This window comes from Pseudoalteromonas sp. Z9A5 (assembly GCF_011378875.1).
GTDB lineage: Bacteria > Pseudomonadota > Gammaproteobacteria > Enterobacterales > Alteromonadaceae > Pseudoalteromonas.
Map to the genome: position 1 here is coordinate 1 of NZ_WTLC01000054.1, position 22,269 is coordinate 22,269.

Below are 22,269 nucleotides of genomic sequence, written 5' to 3' on the forward strand. Positions count from 1 at the left end.
TGTTACATAAGCGCGATGTAAAATCGCACCTACGGGGCCTGTGTTTTCTGCCGGTGTTTGTGTGGTTGTATGTGAGGTTTTATACCTCGCTTTCATTTTTAAAGAATTAAAGCCACGTTACATGAGCGCGATGTAAAATCGCACCTACGGGGTCGGTGTTTTCTGCGGGTGTATGTGTATGTGTAGTTGTAGGTGAGGTTTTATACCTCGCTTTTAAATTGTTTTTGGCTGTATAAAAAAACAAAAAGCGATGTTAAAATTAACACCGCTTAAAGTTTACTGTTTTTTATTAAAGCTTTATAGCATTGGTTTTATTACATCAAATATAGCTTTAATGTGGTCATCTCTATTATTTAATGCCGCTATGTAACGGTATTTTTCGCCACCAGCTTCTTCAAAAATTTCTCGGTTTTCGTGCTCTAACTCTTCAAGTGTTTCTAGGCAGTCGGCGCTAAAAGCTGGGCTTATTATTGCTACGTCTTTTATACCCTCATCAGGGAGGCTTTCAAGAGTTGCATCTGTGTAAGGTTTTAACCACTCAGCTTTACCAAAACGGCTTTGAAACGTGCTTATTACTTTTTCTTTATCTAGACCAAGTTTTTCGACCACTAAGCGCGTAGTTTGCAGGCATAAACAGTGGTACGGATCGCCTCGTTCTAAAAACAGTTTAGGCATACCGTGATACGAAAAAACTATTTTTTGCGGCATACCATTCGCTTCTAAATCTTCACTAATACTGTTAGCTAAAGATTCAATGTAACTGGTGTTTTTATGATATCCATTTATAAAATGTAGTTCTGGTACCCAACGCCACTTTCGCAACACGTTTGATACCGCATCGAAAGTAGAGCCGGTAGTTGGGCTAGAGTATTGCGGATACATTGGCATTATTATAATACGTGTTAAGCCTTTATCTCTTAGCTCTTCCAGACCTGCCTCAATTGATGGATTGCCATAACGCATTGCCATAACAACTTCGGTATTTGTGTAACCTTGCTCTTTTAACAGGGCATTTAACTTAATACTTTGTTGGCGAGTAATATGGGTAAGTGGCGAGCCATCTTTGGTCCATATGCTTTCGTATAATTTTGCCGAGCGTTTTGGGCGAACACGTAAAATAATTCCGTGGAGTATGATCATCCATACTAAGCGTGGTATTTCTACAATGCGGGGATCTGATAAAAACTCACGTAAGTAAGTACGTAAAGCAGCAGCAGTTGGCGCGTCAGGGCTACCTAGGTTAGTAAGTAATATTCCCGTTTTTTGGTTAAAACGCCCGTCGTGGGGATTGTCGGTAACGGCAGAAAATCGCGACACGTTATGCTCCTTCAAGCAAAAATTAATGATGTAGTTGGTATAAACCTAAACTTAAAATAAAATTATTTCAATTTAGTTCAAACTATTGAAGCACATTGTAACGAATAAAAGCCCGCTTTAGATCAATCATTTAGAAGTTTTAACCATTATTCTAAACGGCGTTGGTTTTTTGGCTTCGAGCTGTTGAAGTTTTTCGATTGATTTGCGAATAAACACATGACCTTTAGGTAGTAGCATAATACCAGTGTGGTTATGTAATGCATGCCCAAGTACCATGTTTTCTTTAAGGTCTTGCGCTGAACAAATAAGCACAGAACCTGATGTACTTTTTTGCTCCTGCATTTTTACTTGGCTTACCTCCAAGGCGCGCACAATTTTTGGATGATAAAAAGTGCCGCTATAAAGCTTTACGTTTTCGAGAGCCTGTTCATGCCTCTCTTTTTCATTTTTAGCAATGCTTTGCTCAAAGGCATCCCAGTAGTCGCGCGCTAGTCCTAATACCATAGCACCAATAGGAATATCATTTCCGGCAAGCCCTTTAGGTATACCATTACCATTGTAGCGCTCAAATTGATAATAAATCGCGTCTGACAAGTCGTGTAAGTGCATTGCGGGCATTAGCATTAGTTGCGCCGTACTAGGGTGGGTATAAAACGTTTTACGTTGTAATTCGCTTAATTTATTAACCGGTTTTTTGTAAAGCTCGGGATCCATAGCAAGTAAACCTATTTGCGCTAAATAACCTGCCATAGGCGCAAGATCGATACTTTTTTGCGATAAGTTTAAATAAAGCGCTATTTGGGTGCAGGTATTTGCAATGTTCTGTGCTTTATTACCATCGAGGTGCGGATTTGCATTAACAAAGTTATACAGTAACTCCACAGTTGATTTATGTTCGTGTTTTTCTCGCTCGTTTGCATCTTCTAGTTTTTTTAAAACTTGCTTGATTTGTTTAGTGCGCTTTTCTACCCGTTGCTCTAACGTGTTATTTAGTTCAAGCAGCTCTTGGTTTTGTGTTTTAACTTGGGCTTCTAATAGTTGGTTTTGCTTTTTTAGTTCGAACTTTTCGAGGCTGTTATTAATACTGCGCAGTAGTAAATCATTTTGCCATGGCTTTTGAATATAACCATTAATTTGCCCTTGGTTCACTGCTGCAAGTGTGGTTTCTATATCTGCATAGCCTGTTAATAAAATACGCTGTGTATCGGGTGCTAACGCCCGTGCTTTTTCTAAAAATTGCGCGCCATTCATTTTTGGCATACGCATATCACTAATAATTAAACCAAACTCATGGTTTTTAAAAAGCTTTAAAGCACTCTCAGGATTGTCGCAAACTATGTTTGTTAACCCATTCGTTTTAAGTAACCGTGTTAAAGAGCGCAATACTATTTCGTCATCATCAACGCACAATACATCAATACGATTTATTGGTGCGCCTGGTATTGTGTTTATCATTGGTTCACCTTTATTTGACTAATGTAGAGGGTAAATTTTCAAAGCTCTTATTAACGCTTGTTGATAACTGCAACGATGATTACCAATTTTGCATTTCGATTGAATAAATTAGTTAAGATAAACTTAGCTCTGAAAATGCTTTTTCCTTAATTAAGCGTAGCTTAAAAAACTATTAGAGTTGCATTATTGTGCTCGGGCGACTAAACGTTAGTTACTAAAGCTATAAGGATACAAGCTATGAATGGATCAAATAATTTTGAGCACGCTTTTTTAGAAGAAAAAAAACAACGATTAACTGCCGAGCAGCTACTGAAAGATAAAAGCTGCGTTTTAGTTGCCATTAACAATGAGCTACAAAAAAAAGTAGCTGATTTAGAACATCAACAAAAAATGTTTATTCAAACAGAAAAAATGGCAACCTTGGGCACGCTGTGTGCAGGTGTTGCACACGAAATAAATAACCCCCTTGCTTATGCCATGAGTAATATTGAAAGCCTTCAACATGTAGCACCTACCTTATTTGCAATGCTAAAGCTTAACGATCAATACCTAAATAACGACATTCCCGAGACGTGTTATAAAAGTGAATTAGCTCTTTTAAATAAACAACAACATTTTTCGTGGATTGGTAGCGAGTTTTTAGCACAAATAAACGATAGTTTAGAAGGCTTAAGGCGCATTAAACACATAGTTCATAATTTATTAAACTTTACTCATTCAACCGCAAATCAAGATAAACAATATATTGATGTAATTGAAGCCGCAAATAACGCATTAAAGTTATTGAGTAACCAACTTAAATTATGTGAAGTTAAAACGCATTTTGATCTGGTGCCCGAGATATTCTGTAATTTGTCGTCTATTAATCAAATTTTTATAAACTTATTAATGAATGCGCGTCAAGCATGCGAGTTCAATACAACCAAAGGCAGTATTCTTGAAGTTAATGTTTTTGAAGTAACAGAACACATATGTATTGAAGTAAAAGATAACGGCTGCGGTATGAGCGAAGAAGTTCAAGCGCACATATTTGATCCATTTTATACAACAAAGGATATTGGAGAAGGAACTGGAATGGGTATGACACTTGTGTACGCTATGGTACGCGATCACCACGGAAAAATAGAAGTTAATAGCACAATAGACATCGGTACGACTATTCGTTGCCTGTTACCCCTAAAAGTAATGAATAACTCATAAAACAATAATGTAAACAAACTGCAATCTTTCGGTTTTTTGATGTTTTATGCTTTAGTTGTGTGTATTTTAATCTATTTAATGTGATTTATTCTTATCTTGAAATTTATTTGCATACTTAGACCAAAAATTTAGTTTTTTTCATTTCTTTTTGTTTGCATATGTTGCTAGGATGTTTGCAACAGGTTATGAATACCATAACTGCACACATATTATAAGAACACAAAACAGGGTCGTCACTATGCCAACATACCGTTTAAACACAATTGCTGTTGGAGTTGCTTTCGCGTTTAGCGCACCAAGCATTGTTAACGCAGAAGAAGCACCAGTTCAAGCAGCGAAAAATATTGAGCAAATTTCTGTATTAGGATCGCGTGTATCTAACCGTACCTCTACAGAGTCTTCTTCTCCTATTGATTTAATTGATGCGGATGATCTAACTAAAGGTGGCTTTACTGAGCTTGGGCAAAGCTTACAAGCTACAGCGCCTTCATTTAACTTTTCACGTACTCAGGTTTCTGATGGTTCTGATTTATTTAGACCCGCAACCCTTCGTGGCTTACAACCAGATCAAACGCTTGTATTAGTAAATGGTAAGCGTCGTCATAATCAGTCAATTTTTGGTCTTAACGGTACAGTAGGCGCAGGTGCTGCAGGTACAGACATGAATGCTATTCCGTTAACTGCACTTAAAGGCGTTGAAGTATTACGCGATGGTGCAGCGGCGCAATATGGTTCTGACGCTATTGCGGGCGTTATTAACTTATCACTTAATAACTCAACAGGAATAACTACTGGCTTTGTGCAGTATGGCGGCACAAGCGAAGGTGACGGCGATACTATTTCAGCCGGTTTAAACCGTGGTTTTGATTTAGGTAACGAAGGCGGCTTTATCAATTTATCGCTTGAATATCGAGATGCCGATGGCACTAACCGCGCCGAGCGCGATACAGGTGGCTCGCTTAATGTTGAGCCAGGTACGCTTAGTGAGGATGTACGCTGGAGCCAAGGTAATTCAGAAAGTGAGTTTACTTCGTTATTTTATAACATGGCCTTACCAATGGGTGGCGGTGAGCTTTACTCATTTGGTGGCTACTCTGAACGTACGGCATTGGGTAATGGTTTTTACCGTAACTTTAACGAAGCCTCTAAAAATGTAACACAAGTATACAGTGATGGCTTTTTACCGCGCATATACAACGAAGCACAAGACATTTCATTAGCGCTTGGTTTTAAAGGCGATATAAACACAGATTGGAATTACGATGTATCGGCAGTGTATGGCGAAAACCAATACGATTTTACATCGCGCAATACATTAAACGCCTCTTACGCGGCTGAGTACTTATTTAACAACCCAAGTGCGAGCGATGCCGATATTGCAGCTAATGCAGGTCCTACGGGCGGTTACTCAGGTGGTTTTAGATTTGATCAAACAACCGTTAATCTTGATGTAAACGGTGTTGTAGATATTGGTCGCAGCGAGCCTCTTTATGTAACAGTAGGCGCAGAGTACCGTAAAGAAAACTACGAAATAGTTGCAGGCGATGAAGCATCATACGCATGTGGTTTTGCAAATACAGATACCTCTTACCCTTCAGTAAACGATCCGGATCAATTTGCTGAGTGTGGTTTTCAGGCTTATAACGGCTTGCGCCCTGAGGCAACAAACGACAGCGATCGTAACAGCTATGCATTTTATGTAGATGTAGAAACGATGATCACCGATGCATGGAACGTAAGTGGTGCACTGCGCTATGAAGACTTTTCAGACGCTGGAGATGATTTAATTGGTAAATTAGCAACACGTTATGAGTTCTCTGATGACTTTGCAGTACGTGGTGCAGTGTCTACTGGCTTTAGGGCGCCATCGCTTCAGCAAAGTGGTTATACAGCATTTACAACTAATCTAGGATCAGACGGTACATTAACGCAGTCATTCACTGCAAACACTGGAAGCGAATTCCCAAGTGCGTTAGGCGTTGATAGCTTAAAGCTTGAAACATCAACTAACTACAGCGCTGGCTTTGTTTACGATGTAACGAGTGAGCTTTCGTTAACGGTTGATTTTTACCGCGTAGAAATTGAAGACCGCATTACTCTTGGCAGCTTACTAAGCGCTGACGATGTATCGTTCAGCAGTGAGGCAGTCGCTGCCCTACAAGCCACTGGTGCAGTACAAGCTAACTACTTTTCAAACTCAGTTAATTCGACTACGCAAGGTGTTGATATTATTGCATCGTACCGTACTGATGTTGAGGGCGGTAATTTTGGAGTAACCTTTGCGGGTAACTTAAACGATACTAAAATTGATAGCGTAAACGCAGAAGACGGTATACCTGAAGAAGTTGCTTTTGATGACCTACAACGTAGCTTTTTTACAGACGGACAACCAAGCGAACGTGCAACGCTTACTTTTGACTATGAGCGCGATGCGTACACATCAACACTTCGCTTTAACTACTTTGGCGAAACAGACGTAAAATACTTTGGTAACGACCATATTTCACTACCTGGTGAGCTTTCTCCAACGGGGTCGTTTAAACCAACAAGCACGGTTGAGTCGGCTGTGTTAGTTGATTTAAATGTTAGTTACCAAATTAACGATATGTTTGCGCTTTCGGTGGGTGCCGATAACGTATTTGACGAAACGCCAGACGAATTAGGTGACGACGAAGTACTTAACTTTATCACTAATGGCGCGTTTAAATACCCTGTACGTGCATTGCCTTACGGCTTTGATGGCAGAACGTATTACGCAAAAGTAAGCTTTAGTTTTTAATTTATAAAGCAAATTAAAACAACATTAAGCGCAGTTATTAACTGCGCTTTTTTTATTATTAAAAAAGCACAAAAAGGCTACTAAAAACACTTGCGCGGTTGAAAATTAAGCCTACAATCGCCATCTCTTAATTAGGCTAATATAAAAGCCTTTTTATTATTTAACTTAAAATAACCAATTAGTTTATAGGAAATGTATGACTAAAAAATCTAAAGCAAAAACCGCAAGCAACAGCGCGGTAGACACAGGGCGAGGCGTTATAAACCACAATGCACTAGCGGCGTTGGTAACCTCTAAATTATTTAAACCACAAGTTGTTAAAGCTAAAAAAGGTAAAGGCTCGTTTAAGCGTAGCAACAAACATTCAGGACAAGAGTCCTATTTAATCGCGGCTTAAATAGCACCGATCAAATAGGGCTTTTGTCGAATTACTCACGCCAGCAAGCTGCGCGTCTTTTATCTATCATTTATCACATCGAATTTGACGTGAAACGCTGTGTTGTAGACGTAGAGCTTGCTCACGTTAGAAGCGCAGCTTCTCATTATTTTTTATTATTTAACCACTACAATTAAAGTAAAAGCGTTGCTTTTAAACGCCAGCAAGCTGCGCGTCTACAGGTGTTTTGATTACATCGAATTTGACGTGAAACGCTGTGTTGTAGACGTAGAGCTTGCTCACGTTAGAAGCGCAGCTTCTAGTAATTTGGCATATTGGGTTTAATATTCGTGTAGTTCAAATACTTCTGCAAAGCGCTTTTTAAGCGCCAAAAGTGTTCGTTTACACAAATATTGCAAATTAAGTTAGTTAACTCAAACGTGTTACTTTTATTTTAATCTTACCTGCATTAGCCCCATAAAAGCGGTTTAAGTCGTTTGCAAACGGGCAAAACTCACCAGATTTTTCTATTTTAATATCTGCGCCGTCAGCTATTTCAAATAAGTGATCGTCGTTTTTATTAATAGCACCAACCAATGAAAACCACTGTGCGCTTGCAAGTCGTCTAAAGGGTTCTAGCAAAGCAATAGGGATTTCTTTTACGCCAAGTTGTACGTTATCGCGATGCCAGCCCGAAGGTGGGCATTTTATACCATCATCAAACCAATACTGATCAGGATAAGGTGTAAAGCGATAAGTCGCGCCTTGCTCTAGCATTAGCCCTGTGCAGTTATAAAGCTCAGAGGCAAATGCCATAACATCTTGGCTTTGGTTTGCTGCCAATACACTCATGTTTTGATTTGCGAGCATTATATGTGCGCTAAGACCGGTAAAGCGCAATGTACTACTATCGCTATAGCTAATTTTATAATGTAGTTTTTTAAGCGATTCAGGTCGGTAACTGGTTAGTTTGTTTATTCGCTCAGCTACGCTGTGATGTACTAAGGGCTCAAGCTTGCTGGCTTCGTTATCAACGAGTACATGGCAGTCTCTATCAATTAGCTTAAATAGCGGATTAAACCAAAAGTAGTTTTGTTGATGGCTCAACGCGAGTGGATCAGGAATAACGGTTACATCATCTTGCGCTATTAAGTTGCTATTAGGCAGCAATGCTTCGTAATCTATATCGTGACTGGTTAACAAGGATATATTAAGAGGCTGTTCTATTAACCACTCTAATGCAAAGCGCAAGCAAATATCAGCTAGCCCATCGCGGTAATAGCCGCCACCAATGTCAGAGTGCGCGCCAGCAAACCACAGCTCGGTAATGTTGCTTTGAGTGTTCATTAATGTGGGTTCAAACGCGCGGCGTTTTTCATCAACGGCTACACAGTGCAAAGCTTGAGTAATATTTGTGGCTATAGTGTGGTTTTCAAAAATAACATGTTCTGCGCCAATAGCGGCTTTACTTATTTTTGAAAACCCAATAGACGCAACGGTATCAAATACACAAAGGTATACACGCTCGCTTATTAATAGCTCTAAGCATTTTGCAAAGCGCCTAGCAAGTGCCGCGCCTCGGCTAAAACCAGTTAAAAGTAAGGTATCGCCTAGTTGATAGTGAGCTTTAAAGTCGTTTAACGCTTGATTTAAAATACTTGCCACGTCGTCACCACGTGGCGCAAGTGTTTGGTTTAATACACGCTTTAAACGGCTACCTTTAGTGCCAATACCTTGATAATAAAAACAGAGTTGGTTTGGAAATGGAGTAACAGGGGAGCCTTCTAATTTGCCGCCAAGTAGTAAGTGCAATTTTAGAATGTTAGAAATACTGGCGTCTTCTTTAAAGTGTTCTGAGCTAAATTGCTCTGCGTCACGGGGCTCGTTTCCTGTGCCGTCAAAGTTAAAAATTAGCGTTTTACCCGTCATAACCCAAATTCCCTTAGTTGTTTTAAATACTTTATACAGTCAATGTTAAAAATTAAAGACAGCAATACCGCTAAAGCTGCATTACTGCCTTTAATATTAGTTAGTGTAATTTCATTTTTGGACGCACTACACGCAGCACTTTTTCACTTATCCATAATGCAAAGGTTTTTGCGCTGCCGTGTATAGCACGCTGGTGCATGCGATAAAGCGATATATACATAAAGCGGGCAATTTTACCTTCAATAAAAAAGGTATTGCTGGTTAGATTACCCATTAAGTTACCCACTGTGCTGTAGCTTGATAAGTTAACTAACGAGCCATGGTCGCTGTATTTAAAGCCACGTAGTGGCTGTTGCTTTAACGTTGCTATGAGGTTTTTTTCGACGCACTGCGCCATTTGATGCGCCGATTGTGCACGTGGCGGTACTTGCTTACCATCGGCTTGGGTAAATGCGCAGCAATCGCCTAATACAAAAATGCTTTCGTCAACGGTGCTTTGTAAAAACTCATTTACTTGAATTTGGTTGCTGCGAGTAAGCTCAAAAATACCTAAGTCTTTAATAAAGTCAGGTGCTTTTACGCCTGCTGCCCACACCATAATGTCAGCATCAATGTGTTCTTCATCTTTGGTGATAAAGCCTTGTGCGGTGCCTTCTTTTACCTGAGTTTGCTCACGCACGTTCACGCCAAGCTTTAATAGCTCGCGTTTGGCGCTAACAGCAATACGCTCTGGTAATGCAGGTAAAATACGCGGGCCGGCTTCTATTAAATGAATATGCAAACGCTTAGACGACATATTTGTTAAACCATAAAGCTTTAATAGCTCAGATACATGGTAAAGCTCAGCTGAGAGTTCAACACCTGTAGCACCGCCGCCTACAATGGCAATATTAAGTGATTGCTGTTGGTTGTCGTCTTGATGAAGGCGCGTAAAGCTATCTAGTAATGAATGCTGAAAGCGTTCTGCTTGTTGGCTTGAATCTAAAAAGTAGCAGTGCTCTTTTATACCAGGGGTATTAAAGTCGTTACTTACGCTGCCAATGGCAATAACAAGGTGATCGTAACGTACTGTACGACCAGGTAAAATAGTGTGACCTAACTCATCGTTAAGTGGGGAGAGAGTAATTGTTTTATTGCTTTGGTCTATATTGCAAAAAGTACCAAGTTGAAAACGATAATGATGCTTTGCGGCATGTGCTGAATACACAACGCCATCTAAATCAGGGTCAATAGAGCCTGTCGCTACTTCGTGCAGTAACGGCTTCCATATGTGGGTACGGTTTTTGTCTATTAACAGTATATCTGCTTGTTTTTTTTTCCCTAGCTTATGCCCCAGTTGGGTTGCAAGTTCTAATCCGCCAGCACCACCGCCAATAACGACGATTTTAGGTATTGTAATACTCATAACGTTGCCCTTAAAAATAATATACCCAAGTGATCTGTATTTTTTATTAGTTTTTTAAGGTGACTTGGGTATCAATAAATTATTTTGGCAACAAGTAGTTACTACTCATTTTATGGGTGCCTAGTTTGCGCCTAAAAAAAACCGATGTCAGCAATAAATAATGTTATTTGTTGTATACTGAGTTGCAAATATTTCATCTGCACCGCATTTTTATAAGCATGACTATTGTTTAGCCACCTAAAGGACATTTATGACCGCGCCACTAATTCAATCACTTGAGCAGCACTTTGGTTTTAGCCAATTTAGAACAGGGCAACAACAAACCATAGAGCAGCTTTTAAATGGTCAATCGTCGCTTGCGATATTTCCGACCGGCTCGGGTAAATCGTTGTGCTATCAATTAACTGCGTTGCATTTACCAAATTTAACGTTAGTGGTTTCGCCTTTACTTGCGTTGATGAAAGATCAAATTAGCTTTTTAAATAGCAAAGGTATTTATGCAGCTAGCCTTGATTCGAGCCAAGATCAAATGCAAAGCAGCACTGTAATGAATGATGTGCGAAACGGTAAAATTAAAGTATTAATGGTGTCGGTTGAGCGCTTTAAAAACGAGCGTTTTAGAGAGTTTATAAGCCAAGTGACGCTTTCGATGTTAGTGGTAGACGAAGCGCACTGTATATCAGAATGGGGTCATAACTTTAGACCCGACTACCTTAAACTGCCGCGTTACCGCGAAGAGCTTAATATTCCTTTAGTGTTGTTACTTACTGCAACGGCGACTAAAAAAGTAAAACGCGATATGGCAGAGCGCTTTGCTATTGCGCCTGAGTGCATTGTGCAAACGGGCTTTTACCGCGCTAATTTAGATTTAAGCGTGCTGAGCGTTAAAACCGCCGATAAAAACACCGAGCTTGCCAACATTGTACGCGCGCAAAACGGGCCAGGTATTGTGTATGTAACCCTACAGCAAAGCGCCGAGCAAGTAGCTAACGTACTAAGTGCGCAAGGTTTGCATGCAGTTGCTTATCATGCAGGGCTTGAAGATACGCTACGCTGGCAAATTCAAGATGACTTTATGGGCGGTAAAATTAATGTAGTGGTGGCAACCATTGCCTTTGGGATGGGCGTTGATAAATCGGATATTCGCTTTGTTATACATTACGACTTACCTAAATCGATAGAAAACTACAGCCAAGAAATTGGCCGTGCAGGGCGCGATGGCAATTCATCAAACTGTTACACACTTGCTAACCTAGATGGCCTAAACACGGTCGAAAACTTTGTATATGGCGACACCCCTGAGCTTAGCGGTATTGAATATGTAATTAACGATATTCGCCAAAGCCACCAGCAATGGGAAATGCAAGAATACAGCCTTTCAAGCGAAAGTAATATTAGGCAACTAGCACTTAAAACCTTACTAGTACAACTAGAAATACAAGGCGCAATAACGCCGCAATATGCTTACTACGCCGATTTTAAATATAAATTTTTGGTTGATAAAAACGAGCTACTTGGTCATTTTGATGAGCAACGCCAAGCGTTTTTAACACAAATATTTAGCCACACCGATTTTAAAAAAATATGGGGCACGCTAAATTTTGACTCCCTTACGCAAGCAGCGCAGGTTGATCGAAAACGCGTAGTGGCAGCCCTTGATTACCTAGCCGAAAAAAACTTAATAACGCTTGAAACCAAACGTATTACCCAAGTATACAAAGTGCATGGAGAGGTTATAAATAACCCTGAACTTGCCCAGCAACTTCATGATTACTTTACCGATAAAGAACAAGCCGAAATTAAGCGTATTGCTGCATTAATACGATTTTTTGAGCTAAAAAGTTGTTTGAGCTATAACTTAGCGCGCTATTTTGATGATCAAAATGCACCTGAGCAATGTGGGCATTGTAGTGTATGTAGAGGTCATGCCGTTAAGCTTGAATACTCTATAGAGCCTGCATATGTTGACGAGCAACTTATTTATCAAAAGGTCGATGAGTTTTTAGCGCATATGGCAGGCAAGGGTAATCATAATGTGGGTATTGAAACCCAATGCCGCTTTTTAGCGGGGATGAGTGTGCCATTATTTGCGCGTAATAAAGTGCGCCAGCTGAGTGGCTTTGCACTGTGCGAGCAGATGCGTTACAGCGATATTAAAGCAAAACTACTAGCGCGTTAAACTAGTTACTGTATCCTAGTGGCTTATTCAATAAAGTAAGTCACTATGCCTCATATTGTTATTCCCGTTGAAAATATTTCTACCACCCCAGAGCCTGTTACGTGTGCTAACTGCCAAGCTTGTTGCTGCCAATTAGAAGTACGTATAGTGACCGATACTGGCGTGCCATTTCATTATATTGAATACGATAAATGGGGCAGCGAAGTAATGAAACGCGCTGACGACGGTTGGTGTCAAGCACTCGATCGCAACACGCTTATGTGCTCTATTTACGAAAACCGTCCATTAGTATGTCGCGAGTTTGAAATGGCGTCGGGTGAGTGTATTACCGAGCGTGATTTAGCGGGTATATAGTTATACCATTTAGGTTAGTTAACTAAATTATACTTACATACAACTTATACCTACAAAAAAGGGGCTTAAAGCCCCTTTGTTAATTACTGTAAAACGCTAAACAGTTACACTTTAAAGTAACTAATATACTTTTTAAGCGTACTTGATAGCTCTGCTAATGCAACGGCTTCTTGCGCGTTACTATTTAACGACAAGCTGGTTTCTTTCGACATACTGGCTATTTCTTCAACGCCACTGCTAATTTGCGACACTGTTGCTACTTGGTTTGATGTTGCCTCAACAATTTCAAGCACATTACTTAATGAGTCGTTTGCTTGTTGCTGTATTTGATTTAGTAGCTGATTGGCTTCATTGGTTAGCGTTAGACCGTTTTCTACCTGCGGTACTGTGGTTTCCATTGCTGTAACCGACGCTTGGGTGTTTTCTTGTACTTGCAAAATCATCTTTTCAATATCGCCTGTTGCATCACCCGTACGCTGGGCTAGTTGCCTTACCTCGTCAGCAACTACTGCAAAACCTCGACCTGTTTCGCCTGCTCTTGCCGCTTCTATTGCAGCATTTAGTGCAAGCAAGTTTGTTTGATCTGAAATACTGCGGATCACACCTAAAATATCGCCAATTTTTGTGACATGTTCTTGCAATACATTTACTTGAGAAACCGTTGCTTTTACAGCCATTGAAATCTGTTCAATTTCGGCTGCCACCTTTTGAACAGCTTCGCTGCCTTGCTGAGATAACTGCGCGGTTACTTTTGAGTTATCTTCTGTTTGCCTTACACCATCTGCTACCGAGTGAATACTACGACTCATTTCTTCTAGGCTACTTACCGCAGCGTTTGTATAAGTCACTTGTGTATCTGCTGCAGCAAGTGCTTGTTGAGAGCCCGAGGCAACACTTGCAGAAGATGTTGATAGCTTATCAGACGAATCAATAATACTGTTTACAATGTCTTTTAGCTTAGTTTGCATTACTTCTACCGACGCCATCATGCTGTTAGGGCAACACGAGTGAACCTCGCCTCTTAAATCACCCTGTGCAATAAACGCAATTGCTTTAGCTGCTTCTTGTGGTTCTCCGCCTACAGAGTTTCTAATTAATTGGCTTATAACATAAGCAACGCTTGCGCCTATTAAGATGGCGAGCGCCGTTAACGAGATCATCCAAACTTTAAATGGGCTGGCTATATCGCGTGTTTCTTGTGTTGTTGTTTGATTAGCTTGTTCTTGTAAGTTTATAAAGAGGTTTATCGTATTAAGCCATTGTGTAAATGCAGGACGAGCTTCGGTTAATAAAATATTGGTGGCTTGATTTAAATTCCCCGCTTTTTTTGCATTTATTACGTTTTGTATTAAAGGTTGAGTACGTTGCTCTATTTGATTTATTTTATTAATAAGAGAACGCTCTTCGCTCGACATGTCGGTGGTTAACTCGACCATAGAGCGACTCGATGTTTGATAAAAAGCGTCGAGCTCTTTTATATTATTGTAAACCTGGTTTAAGTCACTTTGCTCTGTCATTAGTACAACATCGCGAACTGCAATTGCTCTGTCGTGTACGCTACCTCTAAAGTTAATAGCATAACGCTGCTTTACTGAATTAACGTCGGTCATATATGTAATATTAGCGTTAATAAGGCTAACGCGTGAAACTCCGATAATGGTTAAAATAAGCATCATCGATAAGATCACACCAAAACCAGTAGCTAAGCGCATATTTATTGTCATGGTTTGTTCCAAATGTAGGAAGTACTAGCTTTTAAGCTCTACCAGTACAATTAAAAAATTTATAATAATTAATACATTATGCATCATGACTACTAGTTTTAGCACAACAATAAGTTTTTTTGTCAAATATATGTATATAAATTTATGAGGAAGTTATAAAAACAAAAAAAGAGGCCAAAGGCCTCTTAAGTTTATTTATGTTATTTTACTTCAAATGGTTAGTCGTATTTAGCTTCTAACTCATTAGCTGTATGAAATTTTTCGTGGCTTTGTAGTTGCTCATCGTATTTAACCAGGTTTTTAAAGTGTGCTAATTGACCTGAGTTTTTAACAACTTCAACAATAAACGACATCATAAAATCAGCACCCGTTAGGGTATCGCCCACTAAATAACGCTTACCTTCAAGGCGGTCGTTAAAGTAACTAATTACTTTAGCTGTTTCAGCGTCTGCGTAACCTTCTAAAAACTGTGTTTTAGCGCCGTCTTTTAGTACAAACATTTTAAGTAAAAGCGGCAAAATTGCTGAGCTTTCTGCAAAGTGTAGCCATTGCTGGTAATCAACGTATTCAGCTGTATTTACTTTTGGAGCAAACTTACCGTTACCATATTTAGTAATAAGGTAGTCGGTAATGGCGCCAGATTCAGCAATAATTAAACCGCCGTCTTCAATTACTGGCGACTTACCAAGTTGATGAATATGCTTTAGTTCGTCAGGGGCTAAAAATGTATCTTTATTACGCTGATAAGCAATAATTTCGTAATCAACATTTAGCTCTTCTAAAAGCCAAATTATACGTTTAGAACGGGATTTATTTAAATGGTGTAGTTTGATCATGTCAGTCCTAGTTAACTTATAAGGGCTAAGCCCTTATAAGCTGTTTAAAATTAAAGTGGGTTATTAATTTTAACCACAGTTTTACCAAAGTTTTTACCGCAGATCATATCGTTGAACGCGCCTACTGTATTTTCAATGCCTTCTACCATGTGTTCACGGTATTGAATTTTTCCATCTTGTAGCCATTTTTGCATGTCTTGTGCAAACTCGTCGTAACGGTCGCCGTAGTCATCAAAAATAATAAAGCCTTGCATTTTAATACGCTTAGTAAGCAACTGACCCATTAGCATTCCTAAACGGTCAGGACCTTCTGGTAAGCTAGTTGCGTTATATTGCGATACTAAACCACACAGTGGTACGCGCGCTGCGGTATTTAGTAGTGGTAGTACGGCGTCAAATACTTTACCGCCCACATTTTCATAATAAACATCAATGCCTTTGTCGCAGGCTTTTTCTAATTGCTCTGCAAAGTCATCAGCTCGGTGATCAATACAGGCATCAAACCCTAGTTTTTCAACTGCGTGTGCACATTTTTCACTGCCACCAGCAACACCCACTACTTTACAGCCTTTAATTTTAGCTATTTGACCAACCGTTGCGCCCACTGGACCTGTTGCTGCTGCAACAACTACGGTTTCATCTTTTTTTGGCTGGCCAATATCAAGTAAACCCATGTAAGCAGTAAAGCCAGGCATACCCATAATGCCCAATGCGTACGAAGGGTTTGCAGGTTCTTTACCTAATTGCATTAAGCCTTCGCCGTTACTAACGGCGTAGTCTTGCCAACCTGTGTATGCAAGTACCCATTCGCCTTTGCTAAATTTATCGTTTTTAGATTCTTCTACTTGGCACACAGTTGCACCAACCATTACATCGCCTAAGTTAACTGGGTCAGCGTACGACTTAGCATCGCTCATACGACCACGCATATACGGGTCTAGTGATAGGTAAATAGTACGAAGTAAAACTTCATCGTCTTTTAATGCAGGAAGCTCTACTGTTTTTAATTTAAAGTTTTCATCTGTTGGAGCGCCATTAGGGCGTGATTCAAGAGTAAGTTGGCGACTAGTCGTAGACATAAAAAAATCTCCTATTAATATAAATAAACTACTTACCGAATGTTTACGCTTTTAAAATCGTGTTCAGCTAAACAATAATGCGCGGCTAAGCAGTATGAATATGTACAATGCGTACCTTAATACAGGAGTTTTGGGCGGGTGGTTGATAATTCAACCTTTAAAACGAGTATTTATTCTAATCGCTTTATTTTAGCTTGCTAAAAATGTGGCTACAATAAAACTGACCATTTTTATAAATAGCTTGCTTAAGCACCGCCTCTTGCTTAAAGCCACTTTTAGTAAGTGCTTTCATTGAAGCAACATTATCTGAAAATACCGCACCAAAAATACGATTTAAATGAGAGTTTATAAATGCTTCGTTACATATAAGGTCAATAGCGTGAGTAATAATACCTTGCCCCCAATAGGCTTTGTTTAGCCAGTAACCAATTTCGGCACTGCGGTTATATTCAAACTCACCAGGGGTAACGCCAATACACCCAGCAAACTGCCCGTTTACCTCGATGGCTTTGACTAAACCATTTTTTGAGCCTTGGTTTATCCACCAGTTTGCATCGGCTTGCGTATACGGAAACGGAATTTTTGACGATAAATAACGAGTTACGTGTTCATCGTTTAAAGTGCTAATAATAAAAGGTGCGTCTTGGGCTTTAAACTCTCTGAGTACTATCATGTTTTTAGGTTAATTATTGTAATGTGAGCAATAACTTAGCAATCATTTAATTACTAAACAATTAAAAAGGCAAATGTAAGCATCTAAACTTAGTATTTAAACTTAGTACTCAGGCTAAGCACTTAAATAAATATAGTACCGCTATAACTTTGTTTTAAAGTCATCTAAGATAGCCGCACTATTTTAGGTCGAATCATGCGAGTAATCATGCACCCACACATAGCCGCCCTTTATAACAGCGCCCAAAAACCAAGCCGATTAATTATTGGTTTAATGAGTGGAACCTCGTTAGACGGGCTCGATGTAGCACTGTGTAAAGTAACGGGCGCAGGCTTAAATACACAAATAGATGTATTAAAGTTTAAAACAATTGAATACAACGACGACTATAAAACTAAAATAAAACAAGTTTTTGCAAAGCGTGAATGCGATTTAGAACTTGTCACTCTATTACACCCGTGGGTAGGTAAGTACCATGGCGCACTGGTCAATCAGTGCCTAATTGAATGGAATATAAACGCAGCGAATATTGATGTAATAGCCAGCCACGGGCAAACAATTTATCACTGCCCGCAATCGCAGCATAATCATAAAGACTTTAGAAACGGTACCTTACAAATTGGTGACAGCGACCAAATAGCGGTCACTACAGGTATTACTACCATTGGTGATTTTAGGCAAAAGCACATAGCCGCAGAAGGCGAGGGTGCACCACTTGCTGTGTATGGCGATTATTTGTATTTTTCGAGCGAGGTCGAAAGTCGTATTTTGCTAAATATGGGTGGTATAGCCAATTTAACATTTTTACCAAAAAGTGGTGATGTGAGCGCTGTATTTAGCTCCGACATTGGTCCTGGTAATACGATAATGGATGCTTACGTACAACGTTACTTTAGCGGTATGCACTACGATAGCGATGCAGCCCTCGCAAAAGCGGGAACGTATAATAAATTGTTGTTAGAAGCGCTATGCAATAACGAGTTTTTTAAACTCGATATGCCTAAAACAACAGGTCCTGAGGTATTTAATTTAGCGTATTTAGAAGCCGCTCAAACCTGTTCAAATACACATAATTTAAAGCATGAAGACGTAATTGCAACGCTCAATGTGTTTACTGCCTATGTTATTAGCCAAGCAATAAACGAATGCGTTAAAAATGCACCCAACTGCGTGGTATATGCAAGTGGCGGCGGAATACACAATCCATTACTAATGGAGCAATTGTTAGCACTATGCCCAGATGTAAAAGCATTTAAAAACACCCAAGCCCTAGGCGTAGACCCTGATGCAAAAGAAGCCGTGCTTTTTGCCATTTTAGCAAACGAATGCCTAGCAGGAGAGCAACTTCATTTAAATAATAAAGCACAAGGTATTGCTGGCGTTACTATGGGTAAAGTAAGTTTTGCTGATTAATAATTTAATAGTTATTAAGTGCAGGCAGCACTAAAATAAAGATAAAAACATTGCACCCATACTTGCAAAGTATTTGCGTACGCCTTGTGGTTTAGCGCGCTCTACATTTATATGTGGCGCGCAGTAACCTTGTTCAAATGCTTTTATGTGCATATCAAATTGCAGGCTATTTTTTAAAGTCGCATGTTTACCGTGCAGCATCATTTGCATTACAAAACACTGGCTTTGTGTAATGTGGTTTAAAGTTAGGTTGACTAAACCACTTTCAAGATCTGCATTAGTGAGTGCTTCTTCAGTAAAATACTGCGCCCCTCTGGCATTTGGATGTGTTGCGCTAAGCGAAATTATATCACCCTCATGTGCCGCATCAGGTAATACACATTGCAATGTAATAGTGTGCGCAGCATCGGCTTGAAGCGATAGCTTTTCATATTCCATGGTGTGGCTCATCGCCGCAGACATAGGATCTTCGAATGATTGCAGTGCAAATGTTAATTGCACTAAAGGTGTAGTCATTTTGCTTAGTCTTCTTGAATTTATTAACTCATCGGATAGAAATTATCCACCATCAAGATTACAGAATTATGACTATTGCAGTAAAGCGTATGATTATTGAGTGGTTTGATCAAAAAGTTGTTTTTTCTCATTCAATTTGGGAATCGTTTCTCACACATCTGGAATAGAGAGCGAGATGTGAAAAGCTACTCGCAAAAAACTTAAACTACCCAGTAAAAAATTAAAACCGCATCATACGGTCATTACCATGCGTGTAGTTTTGGTTTAATAGCGATAATGGTTAATTTAATGGCTTATTTAATGGGTTAAATGAAAGTAACGCACTAGGAAAGGTAAGCTTTTAACCTAAAAGTAAATTTAATAGCACAGTTCTGTTTGTTCAATTAAAGTGGCTGTCTAGTTTAGTTCTCGTTGTGGCTGTAGGATTACTCTTTTTTAAGAAAAACAGCCAGTTTTATGGGGTCCAAATGCATTACCTAATGCTTTAATAACGCTTAGAATTAATTGCAGGAGCTCGTTTTTTAATTGAATTTGGTTGTTTGAGTTATTCTACAGCCTCGTTAAGTACCCAAAGAATTACCTATGCAGCATAGTAAAAAATCTACACTTGAATATCTTAAAAAAAACCACTTCCCATTGGTTTTCATTAATATGTACGAAGGTAAGGAGATACCAAAGAATTTCGATATTTCATTCGGAATACCCGAGGAGCTGTATTTATGCTCAGAGTCGCAACAAAAAAGCCTATTGCCAGAAGGGTATCAACCTCTATGGGATGATGGTAATTTTGATGCGATATTTTGCCGACCACCTGAAAGTGAAATGATTGTAAAGGTTTATGTCGAGGGTGGTGAAAAGACCTACTCAAGCTATCTACATTTTGTTGCCCATATGTTCGTTTTATTTTGGGAACTAGAATGGGATGACCTGTTTGTCGAGTATGCTAAGGTATTGGACTTTGACTATCTAGATTCGATGTTAGTTTTTCTAGAGAAATATCATGAGGAACTTCCCCCTGAAGAGCTAGAAAACAGGATAAATGCTTTAATTTCTGACCTGGAGGCAGCAATGCTTAATAAAAGCATAAAATCTAAAAGCCCGCTCACAGCACTCAACCATTCCTCGGCTTTGAGCTAATAGAGGTTGTTATTATTGTGATGTATTAAATCAATATTTAGCCCTTTGATTGTTCAAAGCTAATTGTTGGTGCAATGCTTTTAAGTTATAAAATCGCTTTGTAGTACAAAGCGATTTAAACTTTAGTCATTCATACCTGCAGCGAAATAAATGGTGAACGAATCGTAATATAATGGAAGATTGTCACCGAGCACCATGTAATCAAAGCCCACTTCGGAGTGAATATTTTTAGCAAAAACCTTACTTGCCAAATCAACATAAACGGGCTTATTTGAAGTAGCTGCGTTTTTATTTATAGCTGATTCAATAAGCGCACTATTTATTTTATTTATTTCAAACTGTTTTTGAATTAATGGGGCTGTTTTCAATAGATTGACTATTCGACTGATTTTATTATTTTCAGCGCCTTCGGTTGATAAAAGTGTAATGGTTAAATTATAAATCAAGCAATTTTTTTGCTCAATTATTGCAAGGCTATTGTCCTTATAGGTAACAACCTGCCTCAAATAAGCCTCATAACTATCACTCCCTTTGTTGCTATTAACATTAACAACGTCAGATAATGGTTTAATTGCTTCACTTAAGTCTACGGTATCAATTGTGCATTCGTTTGCTTGAGCTGAAATACAAAATAATACAACACTTAAACTACAAATTATTTTTTTGAACATAATTAATCAGCCTTATATTTGAGTTTCTATTCAATCGCTTTTTTATTAGGGGCTATTTCAATATGCCAACAGTTATTTGATTTATTTGTTTCATCAATATAGTGATTTATATAACCTGTTTTAACTAAATACTGAAGTGACTTAGAGAATTTTTCTTTATTAAACTCTTTACCACAAGCAGAGCGGGTGGAGTTCACGCCAATATCAATAATATTTAATGTTTTATATACTTCGGGTGTCACACAATGCTTAGATACTCTTTTTCCAACTTGCAATAGTTCAGTGATTTTTGATTTCATTAAAGTAGTTAGAGCTTCTTTTGATAAATCAGTGTTTTCTTCAAAGACTTTTAAAATTTTGTCTCCTTCTCTTCCATAAAGCTTATACTGCTTACTCAAATTTATTTTTGCATTCCTATACATAATATTTGCTTGCTGTTGTGGTGTTCGAAGTGTACTCGTGATTACTGCATGCGGCATACCTGCATCCTTTAATGCCATTTTGATAACTTTTTTAGCGTACTCAGATACAATTTTTGCAGATTCTTTAATATCTGATTTATATGTAACCTTATAGTCACTAGAGTTATCGAGTCGATAAATTAATGGGGAGCTTACTTTAGGGATAATTGATTGCATTAGCTTGCCCCAAGTTATGTGTTTTTTTTGATGAGCTGCAATTTTTTCTTGTTCAATAACTTTATAGTTTTTTGTTAATGCTCGGAATGTTGCTCCATTAGGATCAACGCGACCATCTATGTTAGTAAGTTTGATTACATCACGTTGAAAACTTCGAATTGCATTTATTGTTATTCTTCCGCATTTGCCATCTGGTTTTAAAGGGATCATAGGTAAAATCTTTGAGTAGTAACAGTTCAATAATATTTGAATCAGTTCTACATCAGTCTTTTGATTTAATCCTTTATTACCAACAGAGCGAGCTATTGAAAGATGCACAGTTTATATCCTTATTTATTCTTTTGATGATTTATATAATGATTGTAATAGATAATATCAACAAACCAAGTGATTTATTTGTATCCAATTTATGGCTGATTTTGTAAAAGGTGGTACGTAATACAGGGCAAGAGTATGAAAAAACACTATAAATTCAATACCTTTTCAAGATAATCTGTACTGCGCATCGCTTTCTTCTGCTTTGCTGGCATACCTTTACTAAAACTGGTTTCAGCCTTTAATTGATTAAATGCGATATGCCTCAGCCCT

18 protein-coding genes and 1 pseudogene are annotated in these 22,269 nt (G+C 38.8%); 7 read left to right on the top strand and 12 right to left on the bottom strand.

Translation table 11 applies throughout. The features are described 5' to 3' along the window. Positions 1 to 297: 297 nt before the first annotated feature. Both hemH and GQR56_RS19355 read right to left on the bottom strand, forming a co-directional pair. Positions 298 to 1,317 carry a ferrochelatase gene (hemH, locus tag GQR56_RS19350; protein WP_166114569.1) on the bottom strand — a complete coding sequence of 340 codons (1,020 nt, stop codon included), beginning with the start codon at positions 1,315 to 1,317 and terminating at the stop codon, positions 298 to 300. A gap of 126 nt (positions 1,318 to 1,443) precedes the next feature. Next, the gene (locus GQR56_RS19355) at positions 1,444 to 2,772 is read right to left on the bottom strand and encodes an HD domain-containing phosphohydrolase (RefSeq protein WP_166114572.1); all 1,329 of its coding nucleotides are present in this window, start codon (positions 2,770 to 2,772) and stop codon (positions 1,444 to 1,446) included. 237 nt (positions 2,773 to 3,009) lie between these two features. On the opposite strand from GQR56_RS19355, the gene GQR56_RS19360 reads away from it, so the two are divergent. From GQR56_RS19360 to GQR56_RS19370, 3 genes are all read left to right on the top strand, one after another. Continuing rightward, the gene (locus GQR56_RS19360; protein WP_166114575.1) at positions 3,010 to 3,972 is read left to right on the top strand and encodes an ATP-binding protein; all 963 of its coding nucleotides are present in this window, start codon (positions 3,010 to 3,012) and stop codon (positions 3,970 to 3,972) included. A 238-nt stretch (positions 3,973 to 4,210) separates the two neighbouring features. Continuing rightward, positions 4,211 to 6,751, top strand: a complete 2,541-nt coding sequence (locus GQR56_RS19365) for a TonB-dependent receptor (protein ID WP_166114578.1) — start codon at positions 4,211 to 4,213, stop codon at positions 6,749 to 6,751. A 196-nt stretch (positions 6,752 to 6,947) separates the two neighbouring features. Next, entirely contained in the window at positions 6,948 to 7,148 is a 201-nt protein-coding gene (locus GQR56_RS19370; RefSeq protein WP_024591136.1) for a ribosome alternative rescue factor ArfA, read from the top strand. Between the two features lie 408 nt (positions 7,149 to 7,556). On the opposite strand, the gene GQR56_RS19375 is transcribed toward GQR56_RS19370, so the two are convergent. Continuing rightward, positions 7,557 to 9,056, bottom strand: coding sequence for a DUF2235 domain-containing protein (locus GQR56_RS19375; protein WP_166114581.1), 1,500 nt, complete (start codon positions 9,054 to 9,056; stop codon positions 7,557 to 7,559). A 100-nt stretch (positions 9,057 to 9,156) separates the two neighbouring features. After that, positions 9,157 to 10,461, bottom strand: a complete 1,305-nt coding sequence (locus GQR56_RS19380) for an NAD(P)/FAD-dependent oxidoreductase (RefSeq protein WP_076924960.1) — start codon at positions 10,459 to 10,461, stop codon at positions 9,157 to 9,159. A 250-nt stretch (positions 10,462 to 10,711) separates the two neighbouring features. On the opposite strand from GQR56_RS19380, the gene GQR56_RS19385 reads away from it, so the two are divergent. Both GQR56_RS19385 and GQR56_RS19390 read left to right on the top strand, forming a co-directional pair. Beyond that, entirely contained in the window at positions 10,712 to 12,640 is a 1,929-nt protein-coding gene (locus GQR56_RS19385) for a RecQ family ATP-dependent DNA helicase (protein WP_166114584.1), read from the top strand. 45 nt (positions 12,641 to 12,685) lie between these two features. After that, complete coding sequence (locus tag GQR56_RS19390; RefSeq protein WP_033024250.1) at positions 12,686 to 12,994, top strand: YkgJ family cysteine cluster protein; 309 nt, start codon at positions 12,686 to 12,688, stop codon at positions 12,992 to 12,994. 104 nt (positions 12,995 to 13,098) lie between these two features. Here the strand turns inward: GQR56_RS19390 and GQR56_RS19395 are convergent, their stop codons facing one another. The 4 genes from GQR56_RS19395 to GQR56_RS19410 all read right to left on the bottom strand — a co-directional run bounded on the left by GQR56_RS19395 (position 13,099) and on the right by GQR56_RS19410 (position 17,306). After that, positions 13,099 to 14,718, bottom strand: coding sequence for a methyl-accepting chemotaxis protein (locus GQR56_RS19395; RefSeq protein WP_024610053.1), 1,620 nt, complete (start codon positions 14,716 to 14,718; stop codon positions 13,099 to 13,101). Positions 14,719 to 14,936: 218 nt separating this feature from the next. Then, on the bottom strand, positions 14,937 to 15,554 hold the full coding sequence (locus GQR56_RS19400) for a glutathione S-transferase (RefSeq protein WP_024610052.1): 618 nt from the start codon (positions 15,552 to 15,554) through the stop codon (positions 14,937 to 14,939). Between the two features lie 50 nt (positions 15,555 to 15,604). Next, positions 15,605 to 16,633 carry an NADP-dependent oxidoreductase gene (locus GQR56_RS19405; protein ID WP_166114587.1) on the bottom strand — a complete coding sequence of 343 codons (1,029 nt, stop codon included), beginning with the start codon at positions 16,631 to 16,633 and terminating at the stop codon, positions 15,605 to 15,607. A gap of 184 nt (positions 16,634 to 16,817) precedes the next feature. Then, entirely contained in the window at positions 16,818 to 17,306 is a 489-nt protein-coding gene (locus tag GQR56_RS19410; RefSeq protein ID WP_166114590.1) for a GNAT family protein, read from the bottom strand. 207 nt (positions 17,307 to 17,513) lie between these two features. On the opposite strand from GQR56_RS19410, the gene GQR56_RS19415 reads away from it, so the two are divergent. Further along, complete coding sequence (locus GQR56_RS19415) at positions 17,514 to 18,719, top strand: anhydro-N-acetylmuramic acid kinase (RefSeq protein WP_166114605.1); 1,206 nt, start codon at positions 17,514 to 17,516, stop codon at positions 18,717 to 18,719. Positions 18,720 to 18,749: 30 nt separating this feature from the next. Here GQR56_RS19415 and GQR56_RS19420 read toward each other — a convergent pair whose 3' ends face one another. After that, positions 18,750 to 19,235, bottom strand: coding sequence for a hypothetical protein (locus tag GQR56_RS19420; protein ID WP_166114593.1), 486 nt, complete (start codon positions 19,233 to 19,235; stop codon positions 18,750 to 18,752). Between the two features lie 582 nt (positions 19,236 to 19,817). On the opposite strand from GQR56_RS19420, the gene GQR56_RS19425 reads away from it, so the two are divergent. Then, a complete protein-coding gene (locus tag GQR56_RS19425; RefSeq protein ID WP_166114596.1) occupies positions 19,818 to 20,372 on the top strand; it encodes a hypothetical protein in 555 nt (184 codons plus the stop codon). Between the two features lie 122 nt (positions 20,373 to 20,494). Here GQR56_RS19425 and GQR56_RS19430 read toward each other — a convergent pair whose 3' ends face one another. The 3 genes and pseudogenes from GQR56_RS19430 to GQR56_RS21595 form a co-directional block, all read right to left on the bottom strand. Continuing rightward, positions 20,495 to 21,043, bottom strand: a complete 549-nt coding sequence (locus GQR56_RS19430; protein ID WP_166114599.1) for a hypothetical protein — start codon at positions 21,041 to 21,043, stop codon at positions 20,495 to 20,497. A gap of 26 nt (positions 21,044 to 21,069) precedes the next feature. Then, complete coding sequence (locus tag GQR56_RS19435; RefSeq protein WP_166114602.1) at positions 21,070 to 21,999, bottom strand: peptidoglycan-binding domain-containing protein; 930 nt, start codon at positions 21,997 to 21,999, stop codon at positions 21,070 to 21,072. A gap of 146 nt (positions 22,000 to 22,145) precedes the next feature. Further along, positions 22,146 to 22,269, bottom strand: a pseudogene (locus GQR56_RS21595) (ISAs1 family transposase); the annotation flags it as partial.